The organism is Sphingomonas aerophila (genome assembly GCF_014199305.1).
In the GTDB taxonomy this organism is placed as follows: domain Bacteria; phylum Pseudomonadota; class Alphaproteobacteria; order Sphingomonadales; family Sphingomonadaceae; genus Sphingomonas; species Sphingomonas aerophila.
Genome location: NZ_JACIJK010000008.1, coordinates 41,285 through 61,968 on the forward strand (window position 1 = coordinate 41,285; position 20,684 = coordinate 61,968).

Here is a 20,684-nt window from a genome sequence, read left to right on the forward strand (position 1 = left end):
ACCACGCCGACCACCAGCGCCTGGGCCGCGATCGCCAGCACCGAGCTGGTCACGGTCTCAAACATGCGCATGGTAAGGTCTCCGAAGCCAGTGCAATAACCGGCAACGGCGATATGGCGTTAGTTGCAGACCGCCGCAACATTGTTGCTTGCAGCCGCGATTGCGCCTGACGCAATCATCAGGGCCGCCCGAACACTCGTTCGAAGATCGTATCTACCTGGGCAAAGTGATAGCCCAGGTCGAAGCGCTCCGCGATCTGGTCCCGCGACAGTGCTGCGGTCACTTCCTGGTCCGCCTGGAGCAATTCGAGCAGCGACAGCTTTCCGTCCGACTGCCACACCTGCATCGCGTTGCGCTGGACGAGGCGATAGGCGTCCTCGCGGCTGACACCGGCCTGGGTCAACGCCAGCAGCACACGCTGAGAGTGGACCAGCCCACCCATGCGGTCGAGATTGGCCTGCATCCGCTCCGGGTAGATCACCAGCTTGTCCATGACGCCGGTAAGGCGGGCAAGCGCGAAGTCGAGCGTGATCGTGGCGTCGGGGCCGATGTAGCGCTCCACCGACGAATGGCTGATGTCCCGCTCATGCCATAGCGCGACGTTCTCCAGGGCGGGCGTGACATAACCGCGAACCATGCGGGCGAGGCCGGTCAGGTTCTCGGTCAGCACGGGGTTGCGCTTATGCGGCATGGCCGACGAACCCTTCTGGCCCGGCGAGAAATATTCCTCGGCTTCCAGCACTTCGGTGCGCTGGAGATGGCGCACTTCGGTCGCGAGGCGCTCGATCGAGCTCGCCACCACGCCAAGCGTGGCGAAGAACATGGCGTGACGGTCGCGCGGGATGACCTGGGTAGACACGGGCTCGACCGACAGGCCGAGCTTGGCCGCGACATGCTCCTCAACGCGTGGATCGATGTTGGCAAAGGTGCCGACAGCGCCCGAGATGGCGCAGGTGGCAATGTCTGCCCGCGCATGAACCAGCCGATCGCGGCAGCGGGCGAACTCGGCATAGGCCTGGGCGAGCTTCAGGCCGAAGGTAGTCGGTTCGGCGTGGATGCCGTGGCTGCGGCCGATCGTTGGAGTAAGCTTGTGCTCAAAGGCGCGGCGACGCAGCACGTCGAGCAGCGCGTCGAGGTCGGCCAGTAGCAGGTCGGACGCGCGGGCGAGCTGGACGGCCAGACAGGTATCGAGCACGTCTGACGAGGTCATGCCCTGGTGCATGAAGCGGGCTTCATCACCAACTTGTTCGGCGACCCACGTCAGGAACGCGATCACATCATGCTTGGTGACCGCCTCGATCGCGTCGATAGCGTCGACGTCGATGGCTGGATTGGTGGCCCACCAACGCCACAACGCCTCGGCCGCGCTCTTGGGGACGACACCCAGGTCGGCAAGCGCGTCGGTCGCGTGCGCCTCGATTTCGAACCAGATGCGAAAGCGGGTTTCGGGGGACCAGATCGCGGTCATGGCAGGGCGGGAGTAGCGGGGGACCATGTAAGTACCTTGTCGCGGGGGCGGCACGGCCCGTCTTGGCGTGCCCTCCTGGTGCTCCTAGCAGCGCATCCGCGGGGCTTCAAACTGTGGATGAAAGGGCTATCTGGACAAGTGATCGATCGACTCGGTCGGCATGAGATACAGATGATCCGGCATACAGCACGGTTCATCGCTGAGTTGAAGCAAAGGAAAGACGAAATGCTGAAATATGCTATGCTCGCCGGAGCGATGATGATCAGTGCACCTGCTTTTGCACAGGTCGCCACAACTGATCAGGCCGCTCCGCAGACTTCAAATCAGTCGACCCAGGATCAAACTGTCGGTACCGCTTCTTCCGCGCCGGCTTCAACGCAGGCGACTCCCGATGCAGCGGCCAGTGCCGGCGCTGCGGCGGCACAGCCCGCCAGCGGCGATGCGGTTGCGCAGGCCGTGGACCAGCAGTTCGCGTCCTATGACAAGGACGGCAACGGGACGCTGAGCAAGACCGAGTTTGGCGACTGGATGGTCGCATTGAAAAGCCAGAGCGACCCCACGACGAAGGCGGACAACGCCACGACAAAGCAATGGGTCGGCGCCGCCTTCGCCCAGGCTGACAAGAACAAGAGCCAGACCCTGACCAAGACGGAAGTGGTCGGCTTCCTGGCGGCGGCCAGCAAGGGCTAAGCCTTTCAGTAAGCGCAACAAGGGCCGTCGGAGCGATCCGGCGGCCCTTGTTGCGTACGCGCTAGATCAGCCCTTGCGCGCGCAGCGACACATGGCCGCCCGTGCCCATGATGATGTGATCGTGGACTATGATGCCCAGCCGCTTGCCAACGTCCGCTATGGCGCGGGTAACGTCGATGTCGGCGCGGCTGGGAGAAGGGTCGCCAGAGGGATGATTGTGCACCAGGATGATCGCCGCCGATCCCAGGTCGATCGCGCGGCGGATGACCTCACGCACGTGCACCGCCGCCTGGTCGATCGAGCCTTCACTCATAACCTCGTCGCGGATGAGCATGTTCTTGCTGTTGAGGTGAAGCACACGAAAGCGCTCAATCGCATGGTGAGCCATGTCAGCACGAAGATAGTCGAGCAGCGCCTGCCAGTTCGCCAGTACCGGGCGTTCCGCCACCCCGGCCTGAAGCAGGCGGATCGCTGCGGCATGGGCGATCTTGACGGCGGCGGTGGCCGTTTCGCCCATGCCTGCGACCCGACCGAGCGCCTCAGCATCGGCGGTGAGAACCCCGCCGATCCCGCCGAACTCTCGCAGCAAGGCCTTGGCGAGCGGCTTTGTGTCGCGCCGGGGTATCGCGAGCGCGAGCAGGTATTCGATCAGTTCGTGGTCCAGCAATCCGCCACCGGTCAGCAGTCGTTCGCGCAGGCGGGCGCGGTGGCCCTGGTTGTCCGACGCCGCCGGGGCCGTGCCGGCGTTGTCGGGGCTGAAGAGGCTGGGAGTGGAGTCGATGTCGGCCATGATAGGCCGCCAAGAGTAACGTGACCGGTTTGCATCGCAAGCAGCCCCGCGACTACAGCGGTCGGCAATGACCGGGGATGGGGCCGACGATGCGACAGCCACGCCCGCCACTGCCCACATGGGCTGGCGGCGGCGTCAGCGCTATGCCGCGGCCTCCGCGCTGACCTTGGTAGCAGCCCTGAGCGGGGTCTGGGTGGCGCGACGGCCGCTGGCAGAACACTTCATCGACAGGGAACTCGCGCGGCGCGGCGTGCCGGCTCGTTACACGGTGGTTGACCTGGGATTCGGCAGGCAGCGGCTGACCAACGTGGAGATTGGTGACCCGGCGCGGCCTGACCTGACCGCTGACTGGATCGAGACCGATACGGCGGTCGGCCTGTCTGGAGCGCACCTCAAGCGAGTGCGCGCCGGGAACGTGTTGGTGCGGGGACGATGGGCTGGTGGCCGCGTGTCGCTTGGCACCCTGGACCGTTTACTGCCTGCGCCGAGCGGGAAGCCGTTTGCCTTGCCTGCGCTCGACCTGGAGGTGGCCGATGCCCGGCTGGCGCTCGTCACCCCGGCTGCACCGGTGATGATCGGCCTGAATGGCAAGGGAAGGCTCGACGGCGGGTTTCATGGCCGCGTGCGGGCCGTGGCCGGCGACAGAGTTAATGCGGGGCCGTGCCGGGCAAATACCCTGCACGCTGATCTGGCGGTTGCCGTGCTGAGCGGGGGGCGGCCGAGGCTGACCGGGCCGATAAGCTCGGCCAGAGCCGATTGCGGTACTGCCCGGCTCCTGTCACCGCGCGCCGATGTGAACGTGACGCTGGCCGCGGCGCTCGACGGCTGGTCCGGCACGGCCAAGCTGTCCAGCGGCGTGTTGGGGGCAGGTGCCCAGGCGCGGCTGGCCGCAAGGGTCGATTTTCGCGGCGCGCCTGATGAGACCACCGGCAACATCTCCGTGGCGGGTCCTGCCGCCTGGCAGGCCCATGGCGTCACTGAGGCGGCACGTATTGCCGGGCGTTTCCAGATCGGCTCCGTCAATGCCTTCCAGGGGAGGGTGACCGTGGCGGGCGCAAGGATCGAGCCGTCGCAATTGGCGGCTGCAACGCGGTGGGCGTATGCTGGCTCAGCAACGCCGCTCGGCCCGCTCGCCACCCGTGCTTCCGAGGCGGTAAGGAACGCGGGGCGGCGGTTCGACGGGGGTGTCGACCTTTTGGTCCAGCGCGCGGGCGATGTTGGCACTGTGGTTATCGACCGCGTGGCGTTGTCGGCAGCAAGCGGATTCCGGGCGAGCTTTGGCGGTGGGCGCGGGCTTGCTTGGCAGGGGCAGGGTGGCGGCTGGACAGCCGATGGACAGCTCGATCTTGGCGGCGGCGGCGCGCCGACGGTGCGGGCTGCGATTACCCGCACCCGTGCCGGCGCGATCAGCGGAACCGCGACGCTGATGCCCTATGCTGCCGGCGGGGCGCGGCTGGCGCTGGCGCCTGTGAGCTTCGGGATCGCAAACGACGGCAGCGCGCGGGTGCAAACGGTGGCAACCTTGTCCGGACCGCTAGCCGACGGTCGCGTGGACGATGTCAGGGTGCCCCTGTCCGTTCAGCGGTCGAGAAGCGGCGCCTGGCGGCTGGACAGCGGTTGCACGCGGCTCGGGTGGCGGCGGGTCGCGGCAGGCGGGCTTGTGCTTGACCCCGCAACGGTGCCGCTGTGCGCCACTGAGGGCGCGCTGGTCAGCTTCGATGGCGGGCAAGTCCGGGGCGGGGCGCGCATTGCGGCGATCCGCCTGACTGGAAGGCTGGGGAGCAGCGCATTGGACCTGCGGCTCGGCGGGGCAACCTTTGCGCTTGGGGCCCGCACGCTGGTGGCGAGCGACGTCGGCGTGCGGATCGGCGATCCCGCGCGCCCGGTTCGGATCGATGCGGCCCGGCTCGACGCGCGGGCAGATGCGGGCGGCGTCGGTGGCCGTTTCCTGGGAGCAAGTGGTCAGATCGGGGCGGTGCCGCTGCTGCTGTCCGATGCCGTGGGCACGTGGCGGCTGGCCGGTGGCAATTTGGTGCTCGCAGGTAATCTTAAGGTTGCGGACACGCAGGTTGCGACCCCACGCTTTCGTCCTCTTGCCGCCAAGGACGTGCAACTGCGGCTGGTGAACAGCGCCATTGGTGCGACGGGCACGTTAATTGAGCCGGAAACGGGCACCCGTGTCGGTACCGTCATGGTCGATCATGAGCTTGCGAGCGGGCGCGGTGTCGCGACCGTGGGGGTGCCCAGCCTGTCCTTCACCCGCGACTTCCAGCCCGACCGGCTGACCCGGCTGACCTTTGGCGTCATCGCCGACGTTCGCGGGACGGTCAGCGGAGATGGGCGGATTGTCTGGGGGCCCGAAGGCGTTTCGAGCACCGGCGTGTTTCGGACGGCGGGTACCGATCTGGCGGCAGCGTTCGGCCCAGTAAGCGGGCTGGCAACGGAGATCCGGTTCACCGACCTGCTCGCCCTTCAAAGCGCGCCGGGGCAGGTGGCGACCGTGGCATCCATCAACCCGGGCATCCCTGTCACCGACGGCGTTGTGCGATACCAGACGCTCCCTGATTCGCGGGTGCAGGTAGAGGGAGCGCGCTGGCCGTTCGCGGGCGGCAAGCTGAGCCTCGCGCCGACGCTGCTCGACTTCGGCGGGGCGGGTGAGCGGCTGATGACCTTCACCGTCGACGGCGTCGCGGCCGATCGCTTTCTTCGGCAGTTCGACTTCGACAATCTTCAGGCGACGGGCACGTTCGACGGCGCGTTGCCGATGGTGTTCGATGCGGCCGGTGGGCGGATCGAGGGCGGGCGGCTGACGGTACGGCCCGGCGGCGGAACGCTTGCCTATTTGGGCGATATCAGCCGCAAGAACCTGGGGTTCTGGGGAAACCTTGCTTTCGGCGCATTGCGGTCGCTGCGCTATCGGGACCTGGGCATCAGCATGAACGGGCCCTTGGCGGGCGAGATGGTGACCGATGTGCGATTCAGCGGCGTCACGCAGGGGCAGGGGGCGACCAGCAACATCCTGATCCGACGCCTCCAGCGGCTGCCCTTCGTCTTTAACGTACGGATCAGGGCGCCTTTCCGGGGGCTGATCGATTCGGCACAAAGCTTCTACGACCCAAAGCGGCTGATCGACCGAAACCTGCCCGCCCTGCTGCAGCAGCAGAATGCGCCGGGTCGTCCCGTTCAGCCCCCTGCAAGCGAGCCTAAGCGATGATATACAGGAAATGGATGACGGGGATGATCACGGTCGGGCTGGCATTGGGAAGCGGGGGGTGCGTCAACATCTCCGCACCCGACAAGCCGATCGAGATCAACCTCAACATCAGTGTGACGCAGGAAGTGGTGTACCGCCTCGACAACGAGGCAAAGTCGCTGATCCAGCAGAACCCGGGAATTTTTTGACCATGACCAAGGCCCTGACCCTGTCGCTTCTGTCCGCCGCTCTCGTCCTGTCCGCGCCGGCGGTGGCGCAGCGTGACCCGGCCTATGCTGCCGCGCGCGCCGCGGGGCAGGTCGGGGAACAGCCCGACGGCTATCTCGGCATCGTCGGCGCCGCCGATGCGAATCTTCGCGCGCTGGTCAGCAATATCAACATCCAGCGCAAGGCCGCCTATACGGCGAAGGCGCAGGCGTCCGGCGCCACCGTGGAGCAAATGGCCTTTACCAGCGGCTGTAATCTGATCGGCCAGACGTCTGGTGGGGAGAAGTACAAGGGCCCCGACGGCGTATGGCATACCCGCACGGCCGCAGCGCCCGTCCGCGACAGCCGTTGCGTCTGACCTGATCGGGCCGGTCCGCCGCGTTCCCAGGAGGAAGCCGGCAGGCCGACCCACGGTTGACACGCCCGGACACCACACCTAAACGCCGGCCTGCCTTGGCGGGATCGCTCGCCGACTTGCGCGCTTTCTTCGTCCGGGATCAGTTTCAGGCGAGGGCAAGCGCGTGGCGGATGGTTCCGGGCAGGATTTTCGGGGTGCGGAGGATCCGCGGCTTTCCTCGCTCGATGAGCGGTTGAAGGAGGCCCGGCACCATGAGGCACTACGGTCCGGGCATGTGAAGCCGGCGGAAGACGCGGGCTACTCGCTCGGGAACCGGGTTCTCGCCGCGCTGATCGGAAGCCTTGTTGGCAGCGCGCTGATCGGCTGGTGTATCGACCGCTGGTTTGGCGTCAGCCCCTGGGGCCTGATCGTGTCGCTGTTCCTCGGAATTGCGGTGGCGTTCAGACAGATACTTCGGATCGCAGGCGGACGCCCGGGCTAAACCGGGCGTTTGTCGCATTTGGGAATAGGCACGTGGCGGCAGAATCGGGCGGCAAGATCGATCCCATGCACCAGTTCCTGATCGAACCTTTGTTCGGTCGGCACTGGATCGTGAACGGGTACGACCTGTCCTTTACCAATTCGGCGCTGTGGATGGTTATCACGGTGCTGAGCCTTGCCGTATTCATGGCGGGCGGCATGAGGCGTGAGCTGGTGCCCGGTCGCTGGCAGGCGGCGGCCGAGGGCTTCACTGGTTTCGTCCAGAATATGCTGACCTCGAACATAGGGCCAGAGGGCAAGCGCTTTGTGCCCTATGTCTTCTCCCTATTCATGTTCATCCTGTTCGCCAACGTGCTGGGATTGCTGCCGTTCGGCGTCGTGCCGGGCTGGCACCCCTTCACCGTCACGAGCCACATCACCGTTACCGGTGTGCTGGCCATCATTTCCTTCGCGATCGTGCTGATCGTCGGCTTCGGCCGGCATGGCTTCCACTTCTTCAGCCTGTTCGTGCCACATGGCACGCCCGTGTTGATGATTCCGCTGATTTTCGTCGTGGAGCTGATGAGCTTCCTGGTGCGGCCGTTCAGCCTGGGGCTGCGACTATTCGTGGCGATGACCGCGGGGCACATCCTGCTGAAGGTGCTGGCCGGGTTCGTCATCAATGGTTTGAACCTCGGCGTCGGTTATGCCGCTATCGTGACGCTGCCGAGCTTCGCGTTGATGATCGGCATCACGCTGCTTGAGCTGCTGGTCGCCGCAATCCAGGCCTATGTTTTTGCGCTGCTGACGAGCGTGTACCTGAACGACGCCGTCAACCTGCATTGATCCTTTCAACCTGAACCACTTACCACTGGAGTTTACGACATGGACGCAGAAGCCGCCAAGATGATCGGTGCCGGTCTGGCCGCGATTGGCATGGGCCTCGCCGCGCTGGGCGTGGGCAATGTTTTTGCCAAGTTCCTTGAAGGCGCGCTGCGCAATCCCGGTGCGGCGGACAGCCAGCAGGGCCGTCTGTTCATCGGCTTCGCGGCCGCCGAGCTTCTCGGTCTGCTCGCATTCGTGACGATGATCATCCTGGTGTTCGTCGCCTGATGATCCTTTTGCAGGCGGCCGGGCGTGATCCTGGTCGCCTGCGAACGGCTTGTTTCAAAGGGTAACGATGCCCCAGATTTCCCAAATCGCTGCCACCTACGCGTCCCAGATCTTCTGGCTGCTGGTGACATTCGGCCTGCTCTACTTCGTGGTAGGCCGGGGAATGGTGCCGCGCATCGTCGCGACGGTGGACGCGCGTGAAGCTCAGATTGCGGCGGACCTGTCCGCGGCAGAAGCTGCCCGTGCACAGGCCGACAAGACCGAAGAAGCCTGGCGACAGGCTGCCGACGCGGCCCGTGCCGCAGCGCAGGCTGAGATTGCCGCGGCCAAGGCACAAGCGGCTCGCACCACCGAGACCCAGCTTGCCCATGCTGATGCTGACCTGTCCGAACGACTGGCGCATCATGAGGTAGCGATCGCCAACGCCAAGGCCGACGCGATGGCCAATGTCCAGGACATCGCAGCCGACGCGACCCAGAGCCTGGTGGCCAAGGTCGCCGGCCTGAACGTCAGTGAAGAGGCCGCTTCCGAGGCGGTGAGAAGGACCAGCGTTCATGGCTAATCCTGCCACTCATCCCAACACGGCCGTGGCCGAGAACCTGGCCGATGCGGCATCATCGCAGGCGTTGAAGCCTGCCGACATCCGCAACGGCAGTGGCCTGGAGGGAACCCAGAGCGGCACCACTGCCGAGGGCGGGCCCGAACACGTGGCGGATCCAACCGCGCTGGGCCTCAATTCGACGGGTTGGGTCGGGATCGCGGCGCTGGTCGTGATTCTGCTCATGATCGTGTGGAAGGTGCCGCGGACCGTGGGTGCCATGCTCGACAAGCGCATAGCCGCCGTTCGTAGCGAACTGGACGAAGCCAAGCGGCTCCGTTCCGAGGCTGAGGCTCTGCGCGCCGAGTATGAGGCGCGCGCCCGTTCTGCCGAGGCGGACGCTGCTTCCATGCGGCAGCATGCCGGGCAGGAAGCCAATGCGATCATCGCCAAGGCGAAGACGGATGCCGCCGAACTGATGGAGCGGCGTGTCCGGATGGCGGAAGACCGCATCGCAGCCGCCGAACATAGTGCGATCGCTGAGGTACGGGCACGAGCGGCCGATGCTGCTGCGCGCGCCGCGGCACTGCTGATCGCCGAGCAGCACGGTGCCGACGCTGATCGCAACATGATCGACCATGCGATCGGGCGGATCGGTCGCCCGAGCTGATTGGCAGCAGCGGGCGCGACCTTCCCGCCCGCTGCCTGTTCCGCTAACAAGGATCGCGCGGTCCGCTGCGTCGGCGGACGGGTAGGAGCCGCGGGTCCATGTTCTGTAAGAACGCTGCCGTGGCAGGTGCACTGCGATGATTGCGGTCGCCGTGATGCTCGCCATCGTTGGCGTCAGCCAGGCACAGATGCCCGCCGGTAGCTCTGCTGCCGAATCCTCCAAGCAATTCTCGCTGGACCTTGGCGGCGTGCCGCAGGACGACCGCGTGACGGCTCCGGCGAACGTCCCGACTGTCGATCCGGCCGCGACGGCTCTGCAGCCTTCAGAGCCGGTTGGGGCACCCACGACGGCCGGTGCGTCGGTGCCTCTTACGCCGCCAGCGCTGTTCGATCTCGACACGCCGATTGCGCAGTTGATCGCCAGTCCTCAAGCGCGTGCAGTGCTCGACAAGGACCTGCCCGGCCTCAGCACAGACGAGAGCCTGCCCAAGTTCCAGGCTCTCAGCCTGCGCCGCTTCCAGCCGCTGACAGGCGGGCAACTGTCGGACGACCTGCTGTCACGGACGGCCGCAGACCTGGCCGCGATCGAGCCGTCGGCGCCTGGAAAAGGCCGCAATGCCAGCCGCTAAGGGCTAGCCGAGCAAGTCGCCGACTCCTACATGCCGGGTGATGGCAAGCTATGGCCCACCCGACCGTTTCAACGAGGAAAAAGCCGCCTTTACCGTCCGGGGGAGCGACACGCCGGACCTGGACGCCGGCGTAGCGGCGATCCGCAACGTTCTGCAAACGCTACCGAATCGATCTGGCGTTTATCGGATGCAGGACGCGAAAGGCGACGTGCTGTACGTAGGCAAGGCGCGTTCGCTTAAGCAGCGCGTGGCGAACTACACGCAGGTCAAGCAGCTGACGCAACGGCTGCGGCGCATGGTGTCGCAGACCCGGTCCATGACGATCGTCACGACCAACAACGAGGCCGAGGCGCTGCTGCTCGAAGCGCAGCTGATCAAGAGCTTCCGCCCGGCGTACAATGTGTTGCTACGCGACGATAAGAGCTTCCCGTTCATTCTCCTGCGCGCGGATACCGATTTTCCGAGGGTGCAGAAGCACCGGGGCGCGCGACGGGCGGTCGGCAACTATTATGGACCGTTCGCGAGCGCCGGGTCGGTCAACAACACCCTGAACGCGTTGCAGAAGCTGTTCTTGCTCCGGAGCTGTACCGACGGCTTCTTCAAGACTCGCGACCGGCCGTGCCTGCTGTACCAGATAAAGCGCTGTTCGGCCCCGTGTGTCGGCCGGATCGACAAGGACAGCTATGCCGAGATGGTCGATGACGCCAAGCGCTTCCTGGCGGGCAAGGCGACCGATGTGCAGGCGAAGCTGGCGGCTCAGATGCAGGCCGCGGCTGAAGGCATGGACTTCGAACTCGCGGCCGTGCTGCGCGACCGGCTGAAGGCGCTGACGTTCATCCAGGGGACGCAGGCGATCAACGCAGAGGGCGTCGGAGACGCCGACGTGTTTGCCCTAGCGTGCCTGGAGGGTGTGATTGGCATCCAGGCCTTCTTCATCCGCGGCGGGCAGAACTGGGGTCACCGTAGCTTCTTCCCATCGCATGTCGCTGACGTGCCCGAGGACGAGGTGCTGCTGAGTTTCCTGTCGCAATTCTATGAGGAGGTGCCGCCCCCGCGCACGATCCTGGTCGATCGCGGGTTCGAGGATAGCGAGCTGCTGGCAGATGCCTTGGGTGAGCGGGCCGGGTACAAGGTTGCGCTGTCGGTCCCGCAGCGGGGTGATCGCCGGCGGCTGATGGATCAGGCGAAGCGCAACGCGGTGGAAGCGCTGGAGCGTCGGCTGGCGGAGTCGACTACCCAGGCAAGGCTGCTGCGCGAGGTTGCCGACCTGTTCGAGCTGGCCGAACCCCCCAACCGCATCGAGGTCTATGACAACAGCCACATACAGGGCACCAATGCGCTGGGCGCGATGGTGGTCGCGGGACCGGAAGGTTTCCGCAAGGGCCAGTATCGCAAGTTCAACTTCCGCAACAAGGATACGGTGCCCGGCGACGATTTAGCGATGATGCGCGAGGTGCTGCAGCGCCGTTTTTCCCGCGCACAGGCGGAAGACCCGGATCGTGACGGAGATACCTGGCCGGACCTGGTGCTGCTCGACGGAGGACGGGGGCAGCTCAATGCCGCCAAGGCGGTGCTTGAGGATCTGGGCATCGAGGACGTGCCGCTGGTCGGCGTTGCCAAGGGACCTCATCATGGCCGGGAGGGGCGTGAGGTGTTCCACCTGATGGACGGGCGCGAACTGACGCTGCCGGTGAACTCGCCCGTGCTGTTTTACCTGCAGCGACTTCGCGATGAGGTGCACCGCTTCGCAATCGGCGCGCATCGGGAGAAGCGGGCGAAGGCGATCGGGGCGTCACCGTTGGACGAGGTGCCCGGTATCGGTCCGGCGCGGAAGAAAGCACTTTTGATGCACTTCGGCACCGGGCGCGCAGTGCGAAACGCGAGCCTGGAGGACCTGAAAAGGGCGCCGGGCGTATCGGCCGGGGTCGCCCAGCAGGTTTACGACTTCTACCACGCACGGTGAGCGGTGGCATAGCCGGGCGGCGGGCGGCGCGCGCTTCTGGGCCAGGGTCAATGTTTCTTCACCTGCGGGCGATAAGTCGGCCCGATGCCAACGCCCGTTTTCCTGACCGTCGACACAGAGTTCGCCTGGGGCGATCACCGCGTGGGGTTGCCCCTCGCTGCGATTTATAGTCGATCGATCGAGTCGGCGGGGGTCGGCCTGTCCTTCCACCTCGACCGGCTCGCGGCGCATGATCTGAAGGCGTGCTTCTTCGTCGATCCGATGCCGGCGGTGCCGTATGGCCTGTCGCCGGTCCAGCGGATGGTCGACGCGATCCTGGCGGCGGGACAGGAGGTGCAACTGCACTGCCACCCTAATTGGGCCGGAGCCAAGTCCGGGGACCGCGGCATGGCGCATGCGCGATTCTACCTGAACCAATATGATGCGGCCAAACAGCAGGACCTTCTGATTGCGGCAACCGAATTGCTGATTGCAGCCGGTGCACCGCGTCCGATCGCCTTTCGGGCGGGGGGCTATGCTGCCGACGATGCGACGCTTGCTGCACTCGAGGCGCTCGGCTTCATTTATGACAGCAGCCATAACGGCGCCGAGCCGCTCGACGACGTCGGAATCACGTTATCCGCCCGGCAAATCGCGCCGATCCGCCGCGGCGTGGTCGAAGTTCCCGTGACCTTGATCGAGGATCGGCCGGGACATCTGCGGCCCTTTCAGGTTTGTGCCCTCTCGGTAGCAGAAGCACGCGGAGCGCTGGACCATGCAGTGGTCGAAAAACATGCCGCCGTGACGATCGTCAGCCATAGCTTTGAACTGGCGAACCGGAGACGCAACCGGCCCAACGCAGTACATGTGCGCCGCTTTGAAGCGCTGTGCACGATGCTGGCGGAACGGCGCGACCTGTTGCCCACGACGCACTTCGCCGACAGGCCTGCGCTGGCATTGGGGCAGGACGATCGGCCGCTCGCCCCCGACTTGCTGCGGACACGCTGGAGGCAAGCGGAGCAGCTCTGGTCGAATTGGGTCGAGGAGCGCGCGGCGTGAATGACGTGGCCGTCCTGCCGCTGCGCTTTCAGGTCGGCGCGCGTACGCTCGCGTCGATCCCCCGGCGGCTGGTGCGTGTGTCGTACTCCTTGCAAACAGTACTTGCCGGACACGTAACGGCGATCGGCCAACCGACCCCAAGCAGTGACGGCTTCTTGGTGACGTCGATGCCCGAGAGCCAGCTGGAACGCGTCGGAACTGCCGGGCTGTTGCGGCATGTGCGGCAGCGCTACATGCGCTACTATGTAGACCTGTCGACAGGTATGGCGGGCTGGGAGGCCGCGCTTTCTGGCGCGACCAGGTCGGGGTTGAAGCGCAAGGCCAAGAAGCTGGTGGCGGCTTCAGGTGGAACGCTCGACGTGCGCCGCTACGTCTCCGCCGACGAGATCGCGACCTTTCACCCGCTCGCACGCGCCGTATCGGCGCTGACCTATCAGGAGCGGTTGCTGGATGCCGGACTGCCGAGCGATGCCGGTGAACTGCTTCGCCTCGCTGCGGCAGATCGGGTGCGGGCGTGGCTGTTGTTCCTGGAGGAGCGCCCCGTCGCCTATCTCTGCTGCACGGCGGACGGTGACACGATCCGCTATGATTACGTCGGTCACGATCCTGCCATCGCGTCGCTGTCGCCCGGAGTCGTGCTGCAGGCGGAAGCGCTGCGCGACCTGATGAAGGAAGGACGTTTCCGCTGGTTCGACTTCACCGAAGGCGAGGGGCAGCACAAGCGGAGCCTGGCGACCGGCGGGGTGGCGTGCATGGACGTGTTGTTGCTGCGTGCAACGCTCGTCAATCGGGTCGCGCTCCGTGCGCTCGGCGGCTTCGACAGCGCGGTGGCCGTAGCGAAGCGCGCCGCGGCGCATCCGACTCTCGCCCGCCTTTCGCGACAGGTGCGCCGCTAGCGAAGGGTGCCTACATGGGTGCGTGCACATCGTCGCGCCTGCCCTGATCCTGTCCGTACGAGCCCATGGCGAGCATGGTGCGGTGGTGCGTGCCCTGACGCGCAATCACGGCGTGCAGCCCGGCTATGTTCGGGGCGGGCGCTCTCGCCGGCTGCGCCCGGTGCTGCAGCCAGCGAACGAGATGATGGGCGAATGGCGAGCACGAACGGGCGAACAGCTGGCGGCGCTGACGGTGGAGTTGGTCGAGAGCCGCGCGGCGCTTCACGTCGAACCGCTGGCCGCAGCGGCACTGGAGTGGGTGACCGCACTCACCGCCGCTACGCTGCCCGAGGCGCAGCCTTATCCGCATTTATTCGACGCATTGGACGGCGTTGTTGCCGCAGTAGCGGCGGCGCCGAGCGCGCGCGGCTGGGCGCCGGCGCTGGTCCGCTATGAACTGCTCCTGCTGGCCGAGCTCGGCTTCGGGCTCGACTTGTCGCGGTGTGTGGCGACGGGAGCGGGCGAGCAGCTCCACTTCGTCAGCCCGCGCAGCGGAGGTGCGGTGTCGCGAGTAGGTGCCGCCGGTTATGAGGAGCGCCTGCTTCGCCTGCCGCCGTTCCTGGCGGTGGGCGGGCCAGCCGACTGGCCCGACGTGTTCGACGGACTCCGCCTGACCGGGCATTTCCTGACGCGTGACCTGCTGGTCGATCGGCGGGTGGACGTAGCGGCGGCACGCGAGCGGCTGGTGGAGCGATTGAAAAGGGCGGTTGCGTGAGCCTCTGCCGCCCGGCAGGAGGGCATCGTGGCTTTGATCGCGATCCTGCCGGGTGACGGCATCGGCCCCGAGGTGACGGGGGAGGCGCAACGCGTGCTCGAGGCGCTCGACCTCGACTTGCATTTCGAGCAGGCCCCGGTCGGCGGGGCAGCGTATCGCGCGGCCGGGCACCCGCTGCCGCCTGAAACCCTGTCCCTTGCGCGGCGTGCGGATGCGGTGCTGTTCGGTGCCGTGGGCGATCCCGAGTTCGACCGACTGGACCGCGGCCTGCGGCCGGAGCAGGCGATCCTGGGACTGCGGCGCGAGCTGAAGCTGTTCGCCAACCTCCGCCCCGCGCGGGTGTTTCCGGGCCTGGAGGACTTGTCGGCTCTCCGGCCGGAGGTTGCGGGCGCAATCGACCTGCTGATCGTGCGCGAGACGAATGGCGACGTGTATTTCGGGGAGAAAGGCACCCGCGTTACCCCCGCCGGCCTACGCCAAGGTTATGACCTGATGGCCTATGACGAGGTAGAGGTCGCGCGCATCGCCCGGGTCGGGTTTGAGGCGGCCCGGGGGCGGCGTGGACGGTTGTGCTCCGTCGACAAGGCCAATGTGCTCGAGACGTCACAACTTTGGCGCGACGTGGTGATTGAGGCCGCCGCTGACTATCCTGACGTGACGCTCAGCCACATGTACGTCGACAATGCCGCGATGCAGATGGTGCGCAGCCCTGGACAGTTCGACGTCATCGTCACCGGCAACCTGTTCGGGGATATCCTGTCGGACCAGGCCTCGATGTGCGCGGGGTCGATCGGAATGCTGCCCTCGGCTACACTGAGCGCGGATGGCAAGGGTCTTTACGAGCCGATCCACGGGTCGGCGCCCGACATCGCTGGGCAGGGCCGCGCCAATCCTTGTGCGGCTATCCTGTCGGCAGCGATGCTGCTGCGCCACTCCTTGCGCCAGCCCGAGGCTGCCGATCGTATCGAGGTGGCGGTGATCGCGGCGGTGGCTAACGGAATGCGAACCGCTGACCTGGGCGGCGAAGCGTCGACCCGCGCAATGGGGGACGCGGTGCTCGCCCGGCTGTGAGCCGGCAGCCGTAGGAACGACCGCGTGATGACGTTGCCGCTCCAGATCGCGGTGGTGATCCCGACCTTCAACGAGCGTGCAAACATCGTGACGCTGCTCGACCGGCTCGCAACGGTACTCGACGGGCGCGGTTGGGAAGCAATGGTCGTCGATGACGATAGCGCCGACGGTACGGCTGACATGGTGCGCCAACTGGCGCGGCAGGACCCCCGCATACGGGTCATCCAGCGCATCGGCAGGCGCGGGCTGTCGTCGGCCTGTATCGAGGGGATGTGCGCGACGGCCGCCCCGATCGTCGCAGTGATCGATGGTGATGGGCAGCACGATGAAACGCTGCTGCCCGCGATGCTGGATGCGCTCACGGCCGACCCTGCGCTCGACCTTGTGGTGGGATCGCGCTTCGTGACGGGTGGCGGGACGGGTGATTGGGACCGGGACCGGGTCGCCAAGTCGGCTCTTGCGACTCGATTGTCCCGTCGGATCCTGAAGGCCGGCCTGGCCGATCCGATGAGCGGCTACTTTGCGGTTCGGACTCATATTGTCCGCAGCCTCGCCCCGGACCTGTCGGGCATTGGATTCAAGATCCTGCTCGACCTCATGACGGCAAGCCCGCGCCCGCTTCGCTTTCTCGAGCTTCCTTATATGTTCAGGACGCGAGTGGCCGGAGAGAGCAAGCTCGATCACGTGGTCGCGATGGAGTTCCTGATCGCGCTTTACGATCGGCTGGTCGGGCGGGTGGTGCCGGTGCGCTTTGCCATGTTCTGCCTGATCGGGCTGATTGGCGTCGTGCCGCACATGGCGACGCTGGGACTAGTGCACTTCGCCCTCGACGCAAGTTTCAGGACTGCACAGATTGTGGCAACGGCTGTCGCTATGACGTTCAACTTCCTGCTGAACAACGCGCTGACTTATCGCGAGCGGCGGTTGCGCGGGCTGGGCGCGCTGCTGCGAGGCTGGGTATCGTTCTGCCTGGCCTGCTCAGTCGGAGCTATTGCCAATGTGGGAGTCGCCGACTTCCTTCATGACGCGCGCCAGGGGGCGTGGGTAGTGCCCGCGCTCGCCGGAATCGCGGTCAGTGCCGTGTGGAACTATGCACTATCGAGCCGCTTCGTCTGGGGTCGATATTAGATCCAGCTCGCAAACCAGGTCCAGCGATGGAAGCTGCCCGGGTCGTCCAACGCCGTTGCCGCGAGAACGGGGTAGAAGTTGATGAACAAGACCGCGGCGGCACCCAGCAACGCTTCATCCAGGTGCCATCCCCGCTTGTGCCAATGGTGGATGGCTCCGGCCAGCACGAGGGGCAGCCAGATACTTGGCAGGTAGTAATAATAGAAGAAGCTCGGCGACTTAGGAACCAAAGCCCAGACCAGGTAAGAAGCCACCCAAAGCCCGGCCAGGGCACCTGTACGCACGTCCCGTTCCCGTGCCCAGGCCCAAAGACTCGCGGCGACCGCGACGAGCCCGCCCCACATGATCACCGGGTTGCCAACGAAAAGGATGCCGCGCTGGGCGCCATCGACCGGCTCGTATAGGTACCAGATCGGCCGGATCATTAGCACCCAACCTTCCCAGCTCGACTGATAGGTATGTGGCGGAAGTACCTGTTCTTGTAGCTTAAACATGGCGAGCTGGTAGGGCAGCAGCGTGGAAACGCTGATCGGCTCAGTCGCGTAGAAGAAGGCGGGCATGAAGGTCGCGAGATAGGTCGCGACGCTGACGACCCCCAACATGATCGGCCCCGCCCACCAGGACAGACCGGGCCAGCGATGGGGGTTTCCCCTTTTTAGCAACAAGAACGCGAGGGCGGCAAAGAGGACATACGGTGCCGCTGCCCATTTGCACGCGACCGCGAGCCCCAGGAACATGGCCCCGCCGATCCAGCGCGCCCAGACCGCCTCGGCACCGTTGGCTTTGGCAGACCAAAGCAGGCAGGCGAGGGCCAGCACGACAAAGGCGGCCATGAACCCGTCCAGCATGGCGATCCGTGACTGGATGAACACGGTGAAATTGAGCAACACCAGCACGGCGCCAAGTGTGGCAGTCCAGACCCGGCGATAAAGCAGCCACAAGGCCGCGTAGCATCCAAGCACCGTGGCAGTGCCGGCCAGCGTCGACATCGCGCGCCAACCAACCGGGGTGTCGCCGAACATCCAGACGCCGAGCGCGATCAGTTCCTTGCCCAGCAGCGGATGCTCCGCATTTGCGGGATGCGCGAGCGTCAGCAGCGTCCGTGCCGCGGGGACATAATGTACCTCGTCGAATACCAACATGTGCGGCACGGCAAGGCGCCAGCAGAACAGCGCCTGGGTGATGATCCCCAACAGGATCGCGACAGGAAGGGGGCGGTCGAACTTGATCGGCACGCGCCGCGTTGTTCCCGCTGATCCGCTTTCTTGCAAGCGGGCACGGGCACGGGCAAAGCGGAACCATGAAGCGCAATACGGGGCAGGACCGGACCATCACCAGCGGCTGGCGGCCCGCCACGCGCGCGATACGCGGCGGGACCGCGCGGTCGGAATGGGGTGAAACCTCCGAAGCGTTGTTTCTGACGTCCGGCTATAGCTATGATCGGGCAGGCGACGCCGCCGCCCGGTTCGCCGGCGAGCAGGTCGGGATGACCTATTCCCGGCTGCAGAATCCCACGACCGAGATGCTGGAAGAGCGGATCGCCCTGCTCGAAGGATCTGAGGCGTGCCGCACCACGGCTACCGGAATGGCAGCGATGACGGCGGCGCTGCTGTGCCAGTTGCAGGCGGGCGACCACGTCGTCGCAGGTCGCGCCGCGTTCGGGTCGTGCCGATGGCTGACCGACACGCTGTTGCCAAAATTTGGTATCGGCTCAACGATCGTCGACGGTCGGGATCCGCAGCAATGGGCTGACGCTGCGCAGGCGAATACCAAGCTGTTCTTCTTCGAAACCCCTGCGAATCCGACGATGGACATTGTTGATCTCAAAGCGGTTTGCGGCATCGCCCGCGATCGTGGGATCAGAACGGTGGTGGACAATGCTTTTGCGACACCGGCGTTGCAGCGTCCGCTGGAATGGGGCGCTGACATCACCGCCTATTCCGCGACCAAGATGATGGATGGGCAGGGGCGGGTGCTTGCTGGCGCGGTATGCGGTACGGCGGAGTTCATCAATGGCGAGCTGCTGCCCTTCATTCGCAACACAGGGCCAACGCTGGCCCCGTTCAACGCCTGGGTCGTCCTGAAGGGGCTTGAAACGCTGGACCTGCGTATTCGTCGGCAGTCCGAAAATGCGCTGAAGGTGGCGGCCTTCCTGGAAAGGCGTGTTCCGCGGGTGAACTATCCAGGGCTTGCGAGTCACCCCCAGCACGCCCTGGCCATGTCCCAGATGGACATGGCCGGGCCGATCTTCTCTCTGGAGGTTGCCGGGCGTGAACAGGCGCATGCGCTGCTCGACGCGCTGGAACTGATCGACATCTCGAACAACATCGGCGACTCGCGTTCGCTGATGACCCACCCTGCCTCGACCACCCATGCAGGCGTTTCCGCCGAGACGCGTGAGCAAATGGGGGTTGGCGAGGGTTTGTTGCGGCTGAACGTCGGGCTGGAGGATGTCGACGACCTGGTCGATGACCTCGGTCGGGCGCTTGACCGGGTGGGCCTATGAAGGCGCTGTTCCCTCATGCGGCGACCACGCGCGGCGTGACCGTGCGCGTGTCGGTCAGCTACCTGCCCGAACAATCCGAACCGCGGCGCGGGCGTTGGTTCTGGGCCTATCATGTTCGGATCGAGAACGAAGGGCCGGCGGCGGTGCAACTGCTGACCCGCCATTGGATCATCACAGATGGTCGGGGCGCGCGCCACACTGTGGAGGGCGAGGGAGTGGTCGGCGAGCAGCCGTTGGTCGAGCCGGGCGGCAGCTTTGATTACGTGTCGGGATGTCCACTGGCGACGCCGACCGGTGCAATGCAGGGGACTTACCGTATGATCGACGAGGGCGGGGTAGTGTTCGATGTCGAGATCCCTCGCTTTCAGCTGATCGCTCCTGCGGTTGCGGAGTAGGCGCGAATGAAGCGCACTCACCTTCCGCTTAACGGATTGCGCGTGCTCGATGCGGCGGCCCGGCATCTGTCGTTCACCAGGGCCGCGGACGAGCTGGCTGTGACGCCGGCTGCTGTTGGCCAGCAGATCCGCGCGCTGGAAGATACGCTGGGCGTGGTTCTTTTCCGGCGCACGACGCGTGGGTTGGAACTGACGCCGGAAGCGGAGGCCGGCCTTGCCCCGTTGCGCGACGGCTTTCTCCAATTCGAGGAAGCGGTGCGGGCGATGCAGGCGGGCCAGTCCTCCAAGTCGCTCACCATTGCAGCGCCGCGTGACGTGACCGAGAAGTGGCTGATGCCGCGACTGGCCGAGATCGCGGCGCGTGATCCGGATTTGCGGTTCGCCTTGTTGGCCGCGGACGAGAGTATCGACTTTACCGAAGCCAATCTCGACCTGGCGGTGCGATGGGGCGCGGGTCCTGGCGAGCATGAGGGTGAGGCGCTGGGGTCGGCCGGCATGGTCACGGTGGCGTCACCGAACGGCGGCGGAGCCGGCGCGATCGCTTGGCCGGGCGCTCCATCGGAAGAGGGTGGATCGACGTTCCGGGTCGCAGACGCCGGGCTGGCGATCGATGCGGCGGCGGCGGGTCTTGGCCGTGCCACGGTTCCCGAGCTGCTCGCGGCAGCGGACATAGCAGCCGGGCGAGTCGTGGTGCTTGGGGAAGCCAAGGCAGTACGTGCGGGATACTGGCTGGTCGCGCCGCTTCCGCAGTGGCGACAGAAGAAAGTCCGCGCGCTGGTAGACGCCCTTACGGCTTGA

Annotated in this window: 22 protein-coding genes; 19 read left to right on the forward strand and 3 right to left on the reverse strand. The window is 65.8% G+C overall.

What is annotated here, in order from left to right; genetic code table 11:
• Window positions 1-178: 178 nt before the first annotated feature.
• Window positions 179-1,495: an adenylosuccinate lyase gene (purB, locus tag FHS94_RS13215; RefSeq protein WP_184058636.1), complete on the reverse strand. Its 1,317-nt coding sequence runs from the start codon at window positions 1,493-1,495 to the stop codon at window positions 179-181.
• 198 nt (window positions 1,496-1,693) lie between these two features.
• On the opposite strand from purB, the gene FHS94_RS13220 reads away from it, so the two are divergent.
• A complete protein-coding gene (locus tag FHS94_RS13220; protein WP_184058638.1) occupies window positions 1,694-2,158 on the forward strand; it encodes an EF-hand domain-containing protein in 465 nt (154 codons plus the stop codon).
• Between the two features lie 61 nt (window positions 2,159-2,219).
• On the opposite strand, the gene radC is transcribed toward FHS94_RS13220, so the two are convergent.
• Complete coding sequence (gene radC / locus FHS94_RS13225) at window positions 2,220-2,948, reverse strand: RadC family protein (RefSeq protein WP_184058640.1); 729 nt, start codon at window positions 2,946-2,948, stop codon at window positions 2,220-2,222.
• Between the two features lie 67 nt (window positions 2,949-3,015).
• Between radC and FHS94_RS13230 the strand changes: the two genes are divergently transcribed.
• The 15 genes from FHS94_RS13230 (at window position 3,016) to FHS94_RS13300 (ending at window position 16,985) form a co-directional block, all read left to right on the forward strand.
• Complete coding sequence (locus FHS94_RS13230; protein ID WP_184058642.1) at window positions 3,016-6,162, forward strand: intermembrane phospholipid transport YdbH family protein; 3,147 nt, start codon at window positions 3,016-3,018, stop codon at window positions 6,160-6,162.
• Window positions 6,163-6,176: 14 nt separating this feature from the next.
• Window positions 6,177-6,350 (forward strand): YnbE family lipoprotein, encoded by a 174-nt coding sequence (locus FHS94_RS13235; protein WP_425506186.1) that lies wholly within the window; start codon window positions 6,177-6,179, stop codon window positions 6,348-6,350.
• Between the two features lie 2 nt (window positions 6,351-6,352).
• Entirely contained in the window at window positions 6,353-6,727 is a 375-nt protein-coding gene (locus FHS94_RS13240) for a YdbL family probable chaperone protein (protein ID WP_184058644.1), read from the forward strand.
• Between the two features lie 163 nt (window positions 6,728-6,890).
• Window positions 6,891-7,208, forward strand: a complete 318-nt coding sequence (locus FHS94_RS13245) for an AtpZ/AtpI family protein (RefSeq protein WP_184058646.1) — start codon at window positions 6,891-6,893, stop codon at window positions 7,206-7,208.
• Between the two features lie 32 nt (window positions 7,209-7,240).
• Window positions 7,241-8,032: a F0F1 ATP synthase subunit A gene (locus tag FHS94_RS13250; protein WP_184058648.1), complete on the forward strand. Its 792-nt coding sequence runs from the start codon at window positions 7,241-7,243 to the stop codon at window positions 8,030-8,032.
• A gap of 39 nt (window positions 8,033-8,071) precedes the next feature.
• On the forward strand, window positions 8,072-8,299 hold the full coding sequence (locus tag FHS94_RS13255) for a F0F1 ATP synthase subunit C (RefSeq protein ID WP_184058651.1): 228 nt from the start codon (window positions 8,072-8,074) through the stop codon (window positions 8,297-8,299).
• A 67-nt stretch (window positions 8,300-8,366) separates the two neighbouring features.
• Window positions 8,367-8,861: a F0F1 ATP synthase subunit B family protein gene (locus FHS94_RS13260; RefSeq protein ID WP_184058653.1), complete on the forward strand. Its 495-nt coding sequence runs from the start codon at window positions 8,367-8,369 to the stop codon at window positions 8,859-8,861.
• Complete coding sequence (locus FHS94_RS13265; protein WP_184058655.1) at window positions 8,854-9,507, forward strand: F0F1 ATP synthase subunit B family protein; 654 nt, start codon at window positions 8,854-8,856, stop codon at window positions 9,505-9,507. Before FHS94_RS13260 ends, FHS94_RS13265 begins: the two co-directional genes overlap by 8 nt.
• Window positions 9,508-9,643: 136 nt before the next feature.
• Window positions 9,644-10,135, forward strand: coding sequence for a hypothetical protein (locus FHS94_RS13270; protein WP_246348615.1), 492 nt, complete (start codon window positions 9,644-9,646; stop codon window positions 10,133-10,135).
• 40 nt (window positions 10,136-10,175) lie between these two features.
• Window positions 10,176-12,098 carry an excinuclease ABC subunit UvrC gene (gene uvrC / locus FHS94_RS13275; protein ID WP_184058657.1) on the forward strand — a complete coding sequence of 641 codons (1,923 nt, stop codon included), beginning with the start codon at window positions 10,176-10,178 and terminating at the stop codon, window positions 12,096-12,098.
• 84 nt (window positions 12,099-12,182) lie between these two features.
• Window positions 12,183-13,136, forward strand: coding sequence for a polysaccharide deacetylase family protein (locus tag FHS94_RS13280; protein WP_184058659.1), 954 nt, complete (start codon window positions 12,183-12,185; stop codon window positions 13,134-13,136).
• Window positions 13,133-14,032, forward strand: coding sequence for a GNAT family N-acetyltransferase (locus FHS94_RS13285; protein WP_343055287.1), 900 nt, complete (start codon window positions 13,133-13,135; stop codon window positions 14,030-14,032). Before FHS94_RS13280 ends, FHS94_RS13285 begins: the two co-directional genes overlap by 4 nt.
• 22 nt (window positions 14,033-14,054) lie before the next feature.
• Window positions 14,055-14,786, forward strand: a complete 732-nt coding sequence (gene recO / locus FHS94_RS13290) for a DNA repair protein RecO (protein ID WP_184058662.1) — start codon at window positions 14,055-14,057, stop codon at window positions 14,784-14,786.
• 33 nt (window positions 14,787-14,819) lie between these two features.
• Window positions 14,820-15,857: a 3-isopropylmalate dehydrogenase gene (gene leuB, locus FHS94_RS13295; protein WP_184058938.1), complete on the forward strand. Its 1,038-nt coding sequence runs from the start codon at window positions 14,820-14,822 to the stop codon at window positions 15,855-15,857.
• A gap of 27 nt (window positions 15,858-15,884) precedes the next feature.
• On the forward strand, window positions 15,885-16,985 hold the full coding sequence (locus tag FHS94_RS13300) for a glycosyltransferase (RefSeq protein ID WP_184058940.1): 1,101 nt from the start codon (window positions 15,885-15,887) through the stop codon (window positions 16,983-16,985).
• On the opposite strand, the gene FHS94_RS13305 is transcribed toward FHS94_RS13300, so the two are convergent.
• Window positions 16,982-18,220, reverse strand: a complete 1,239-nt coding sequence (locus FHS94_RS13305) for a phospholipid carrier-dependent glycosyltransferase (protein ID WP_343055288.1) — start codon at window positions 18,218-18,220, stop codon at window positions 16,982-16,984. The genes FHS94_RS13300 and FHS94_RS13305 overlap by 4 nt on opposite strands.
• Window positions 18,221-18,285: 65 nt before the next feature.
• On the opposite strand from FHS94_RS13305, the gene FHS94_RS13310 reads away from it, so the two are divergent.
• The 3 genes from FHS94_RS13310 to FHS94_RS13320 are packed head-to-tail and all read left to right on the forward strand — an operon-like array spanning window position 18,286 to window position 20,684.
• Window positions 18,286-19,491, forward strand: a complete 1,206-nt coding sequence (locus FHS94_RS13310; RefSeq protein ID WP_184058664.1) for a trans-sulfuration enzyme family protein — start codon at window positions 18,286-18,288, stop codon at window positions 19,489-19,491.
• The gene (apaG, locus tag FHS94_RS13315) at window positions 19,488-19,886 is read left to right on the forward strand and encodes a Co2+/Mg2+ efflux protein ApaG (protein ID WP_184058665.1); all 399 of its coding nucleotides are present in this window, start codon (window positions 19,488-19,490) and stop codon (window positions 19,884-19,886) included. Before FHS94_RS13310 ends, apaG begins: the two co-directional genes overlap by 4 nt.
• A gap of 6 nt (window positions 19,887-19,892) precedes the next feature.
• Window positions 19,893-20,684, forward strand: a complete 792-nt coding sequence (locus FHS94_RS13320) for a LysR family transcriptional regulator (protein WP_184058667.1) — start codon at window positions 19,893-19,895, stop codon at window positions 20,682-20,684.

Coding starts and splice junctions, on each gene's coding strand:
- FHS94_RS13310 (WP_184058664.1), top strand. CDS start 18,286: ATGAAGCGCAATACGGGGCAGGACCGGACCATCACCAGCGGCTGGCGG.
- purB (WP_184058636.1), bottom strand. CDS start 1,495: ATGGTCCCCCGCTACTCCCGCCCTGCCATGACCGCGATCTGGTCCCCC.
- FHS94_RS13270 (WP_246348615.1), top strand. CDS start 9,644: ATGATTGCGGTCGCCGTGATGCTCGCCATCGTTGGCGTCAGCCAGGCA.
- FHS94_RS13300 (WP_184058940.1), top strand. CDS start 15,885: ATGACGTTGCCGCTCCAGATCGCGGTGGTGATCCCGACCTTCAACGAG.
- FHS94_RS13260 (WP_184058653.1), top strand. CDS start 8,367: ATGCCCCAGATTTCCCAAATCGCTGCCACCTACGCGTCCCAGATCTTC.
- FHS94_RS13265 (WP_184058655.1), top strand. CDS start 8,854: ATGGCTAATCCTGCCACTCATCCCAACACGGCCGTGGCCGAGAACCTG.
- FHS94_RS13235 (WP_425506186.1), top strand. CDS start 6,177: ATGACGGGGATGATCACGGTCGGGCTGGCATTGGGAAGCGGGGGGTGC.
- FHS94_RS13280 (WP_184058659.1), top strand. CDS start 12,183: ATGCCAACGCCCGTTTTCCTGACCGTCGACACAGAGTTCGCCTGGGGC.
- FHS94_RS13220 (WP_184058638.1), top strand. CDS start 1,694: ATGCTGAAATATGCTATGCTCGCCGGAGCGATGATGATCAGTGCACCT.
- FHS94_RS13320 (WP_184058667.1), top strand. CDS start 19,893: ATGAAGCGCACTCACCTTCCGCTTAACGGATTGCGCGTGCTCGATGCG.
- radC (WP_184058640.1), bottom strand. CDS start 2,948: ATGGCCGACATCGACTCCACTCCCAGCCTCTTCAGCCCCGACAACGCC.
- FHS94_RS13230 (WP_184058642.1), top strand. CDS start 3,016: ATGACCGGGGATGGGGCCGACGATGCGACAGCCACGCCCGCCACTGCC.
- uvrC (WP_184058657.1), top strand. CDS start 10,176: ATGGCAAGCTATGGCCCACCCGACCGTTTCAACGAGGAAAAAGCCGCC.
- FHS94_RS13240 (WP_184058644.1), top strand. CDS start 6,353: ATGACCAAGGCCCTGACCCTGTCGCTTCTGTCCGCCGCTCTCGTCCTG.
- apaG (WP_184058665.1), top strand. CDS start 19,488: ATGAAGGCGCTGTTCCCTCATGCGGCGACCACGCGCGGCGTGACCGTG.
- FHS94_RS13255 (WP_184058651.1), top strand. CDS start 8,072: ATGGACGCAGAAGCCGCCAAGATGATCGGTGCCGGTCTGGCCGCGATT.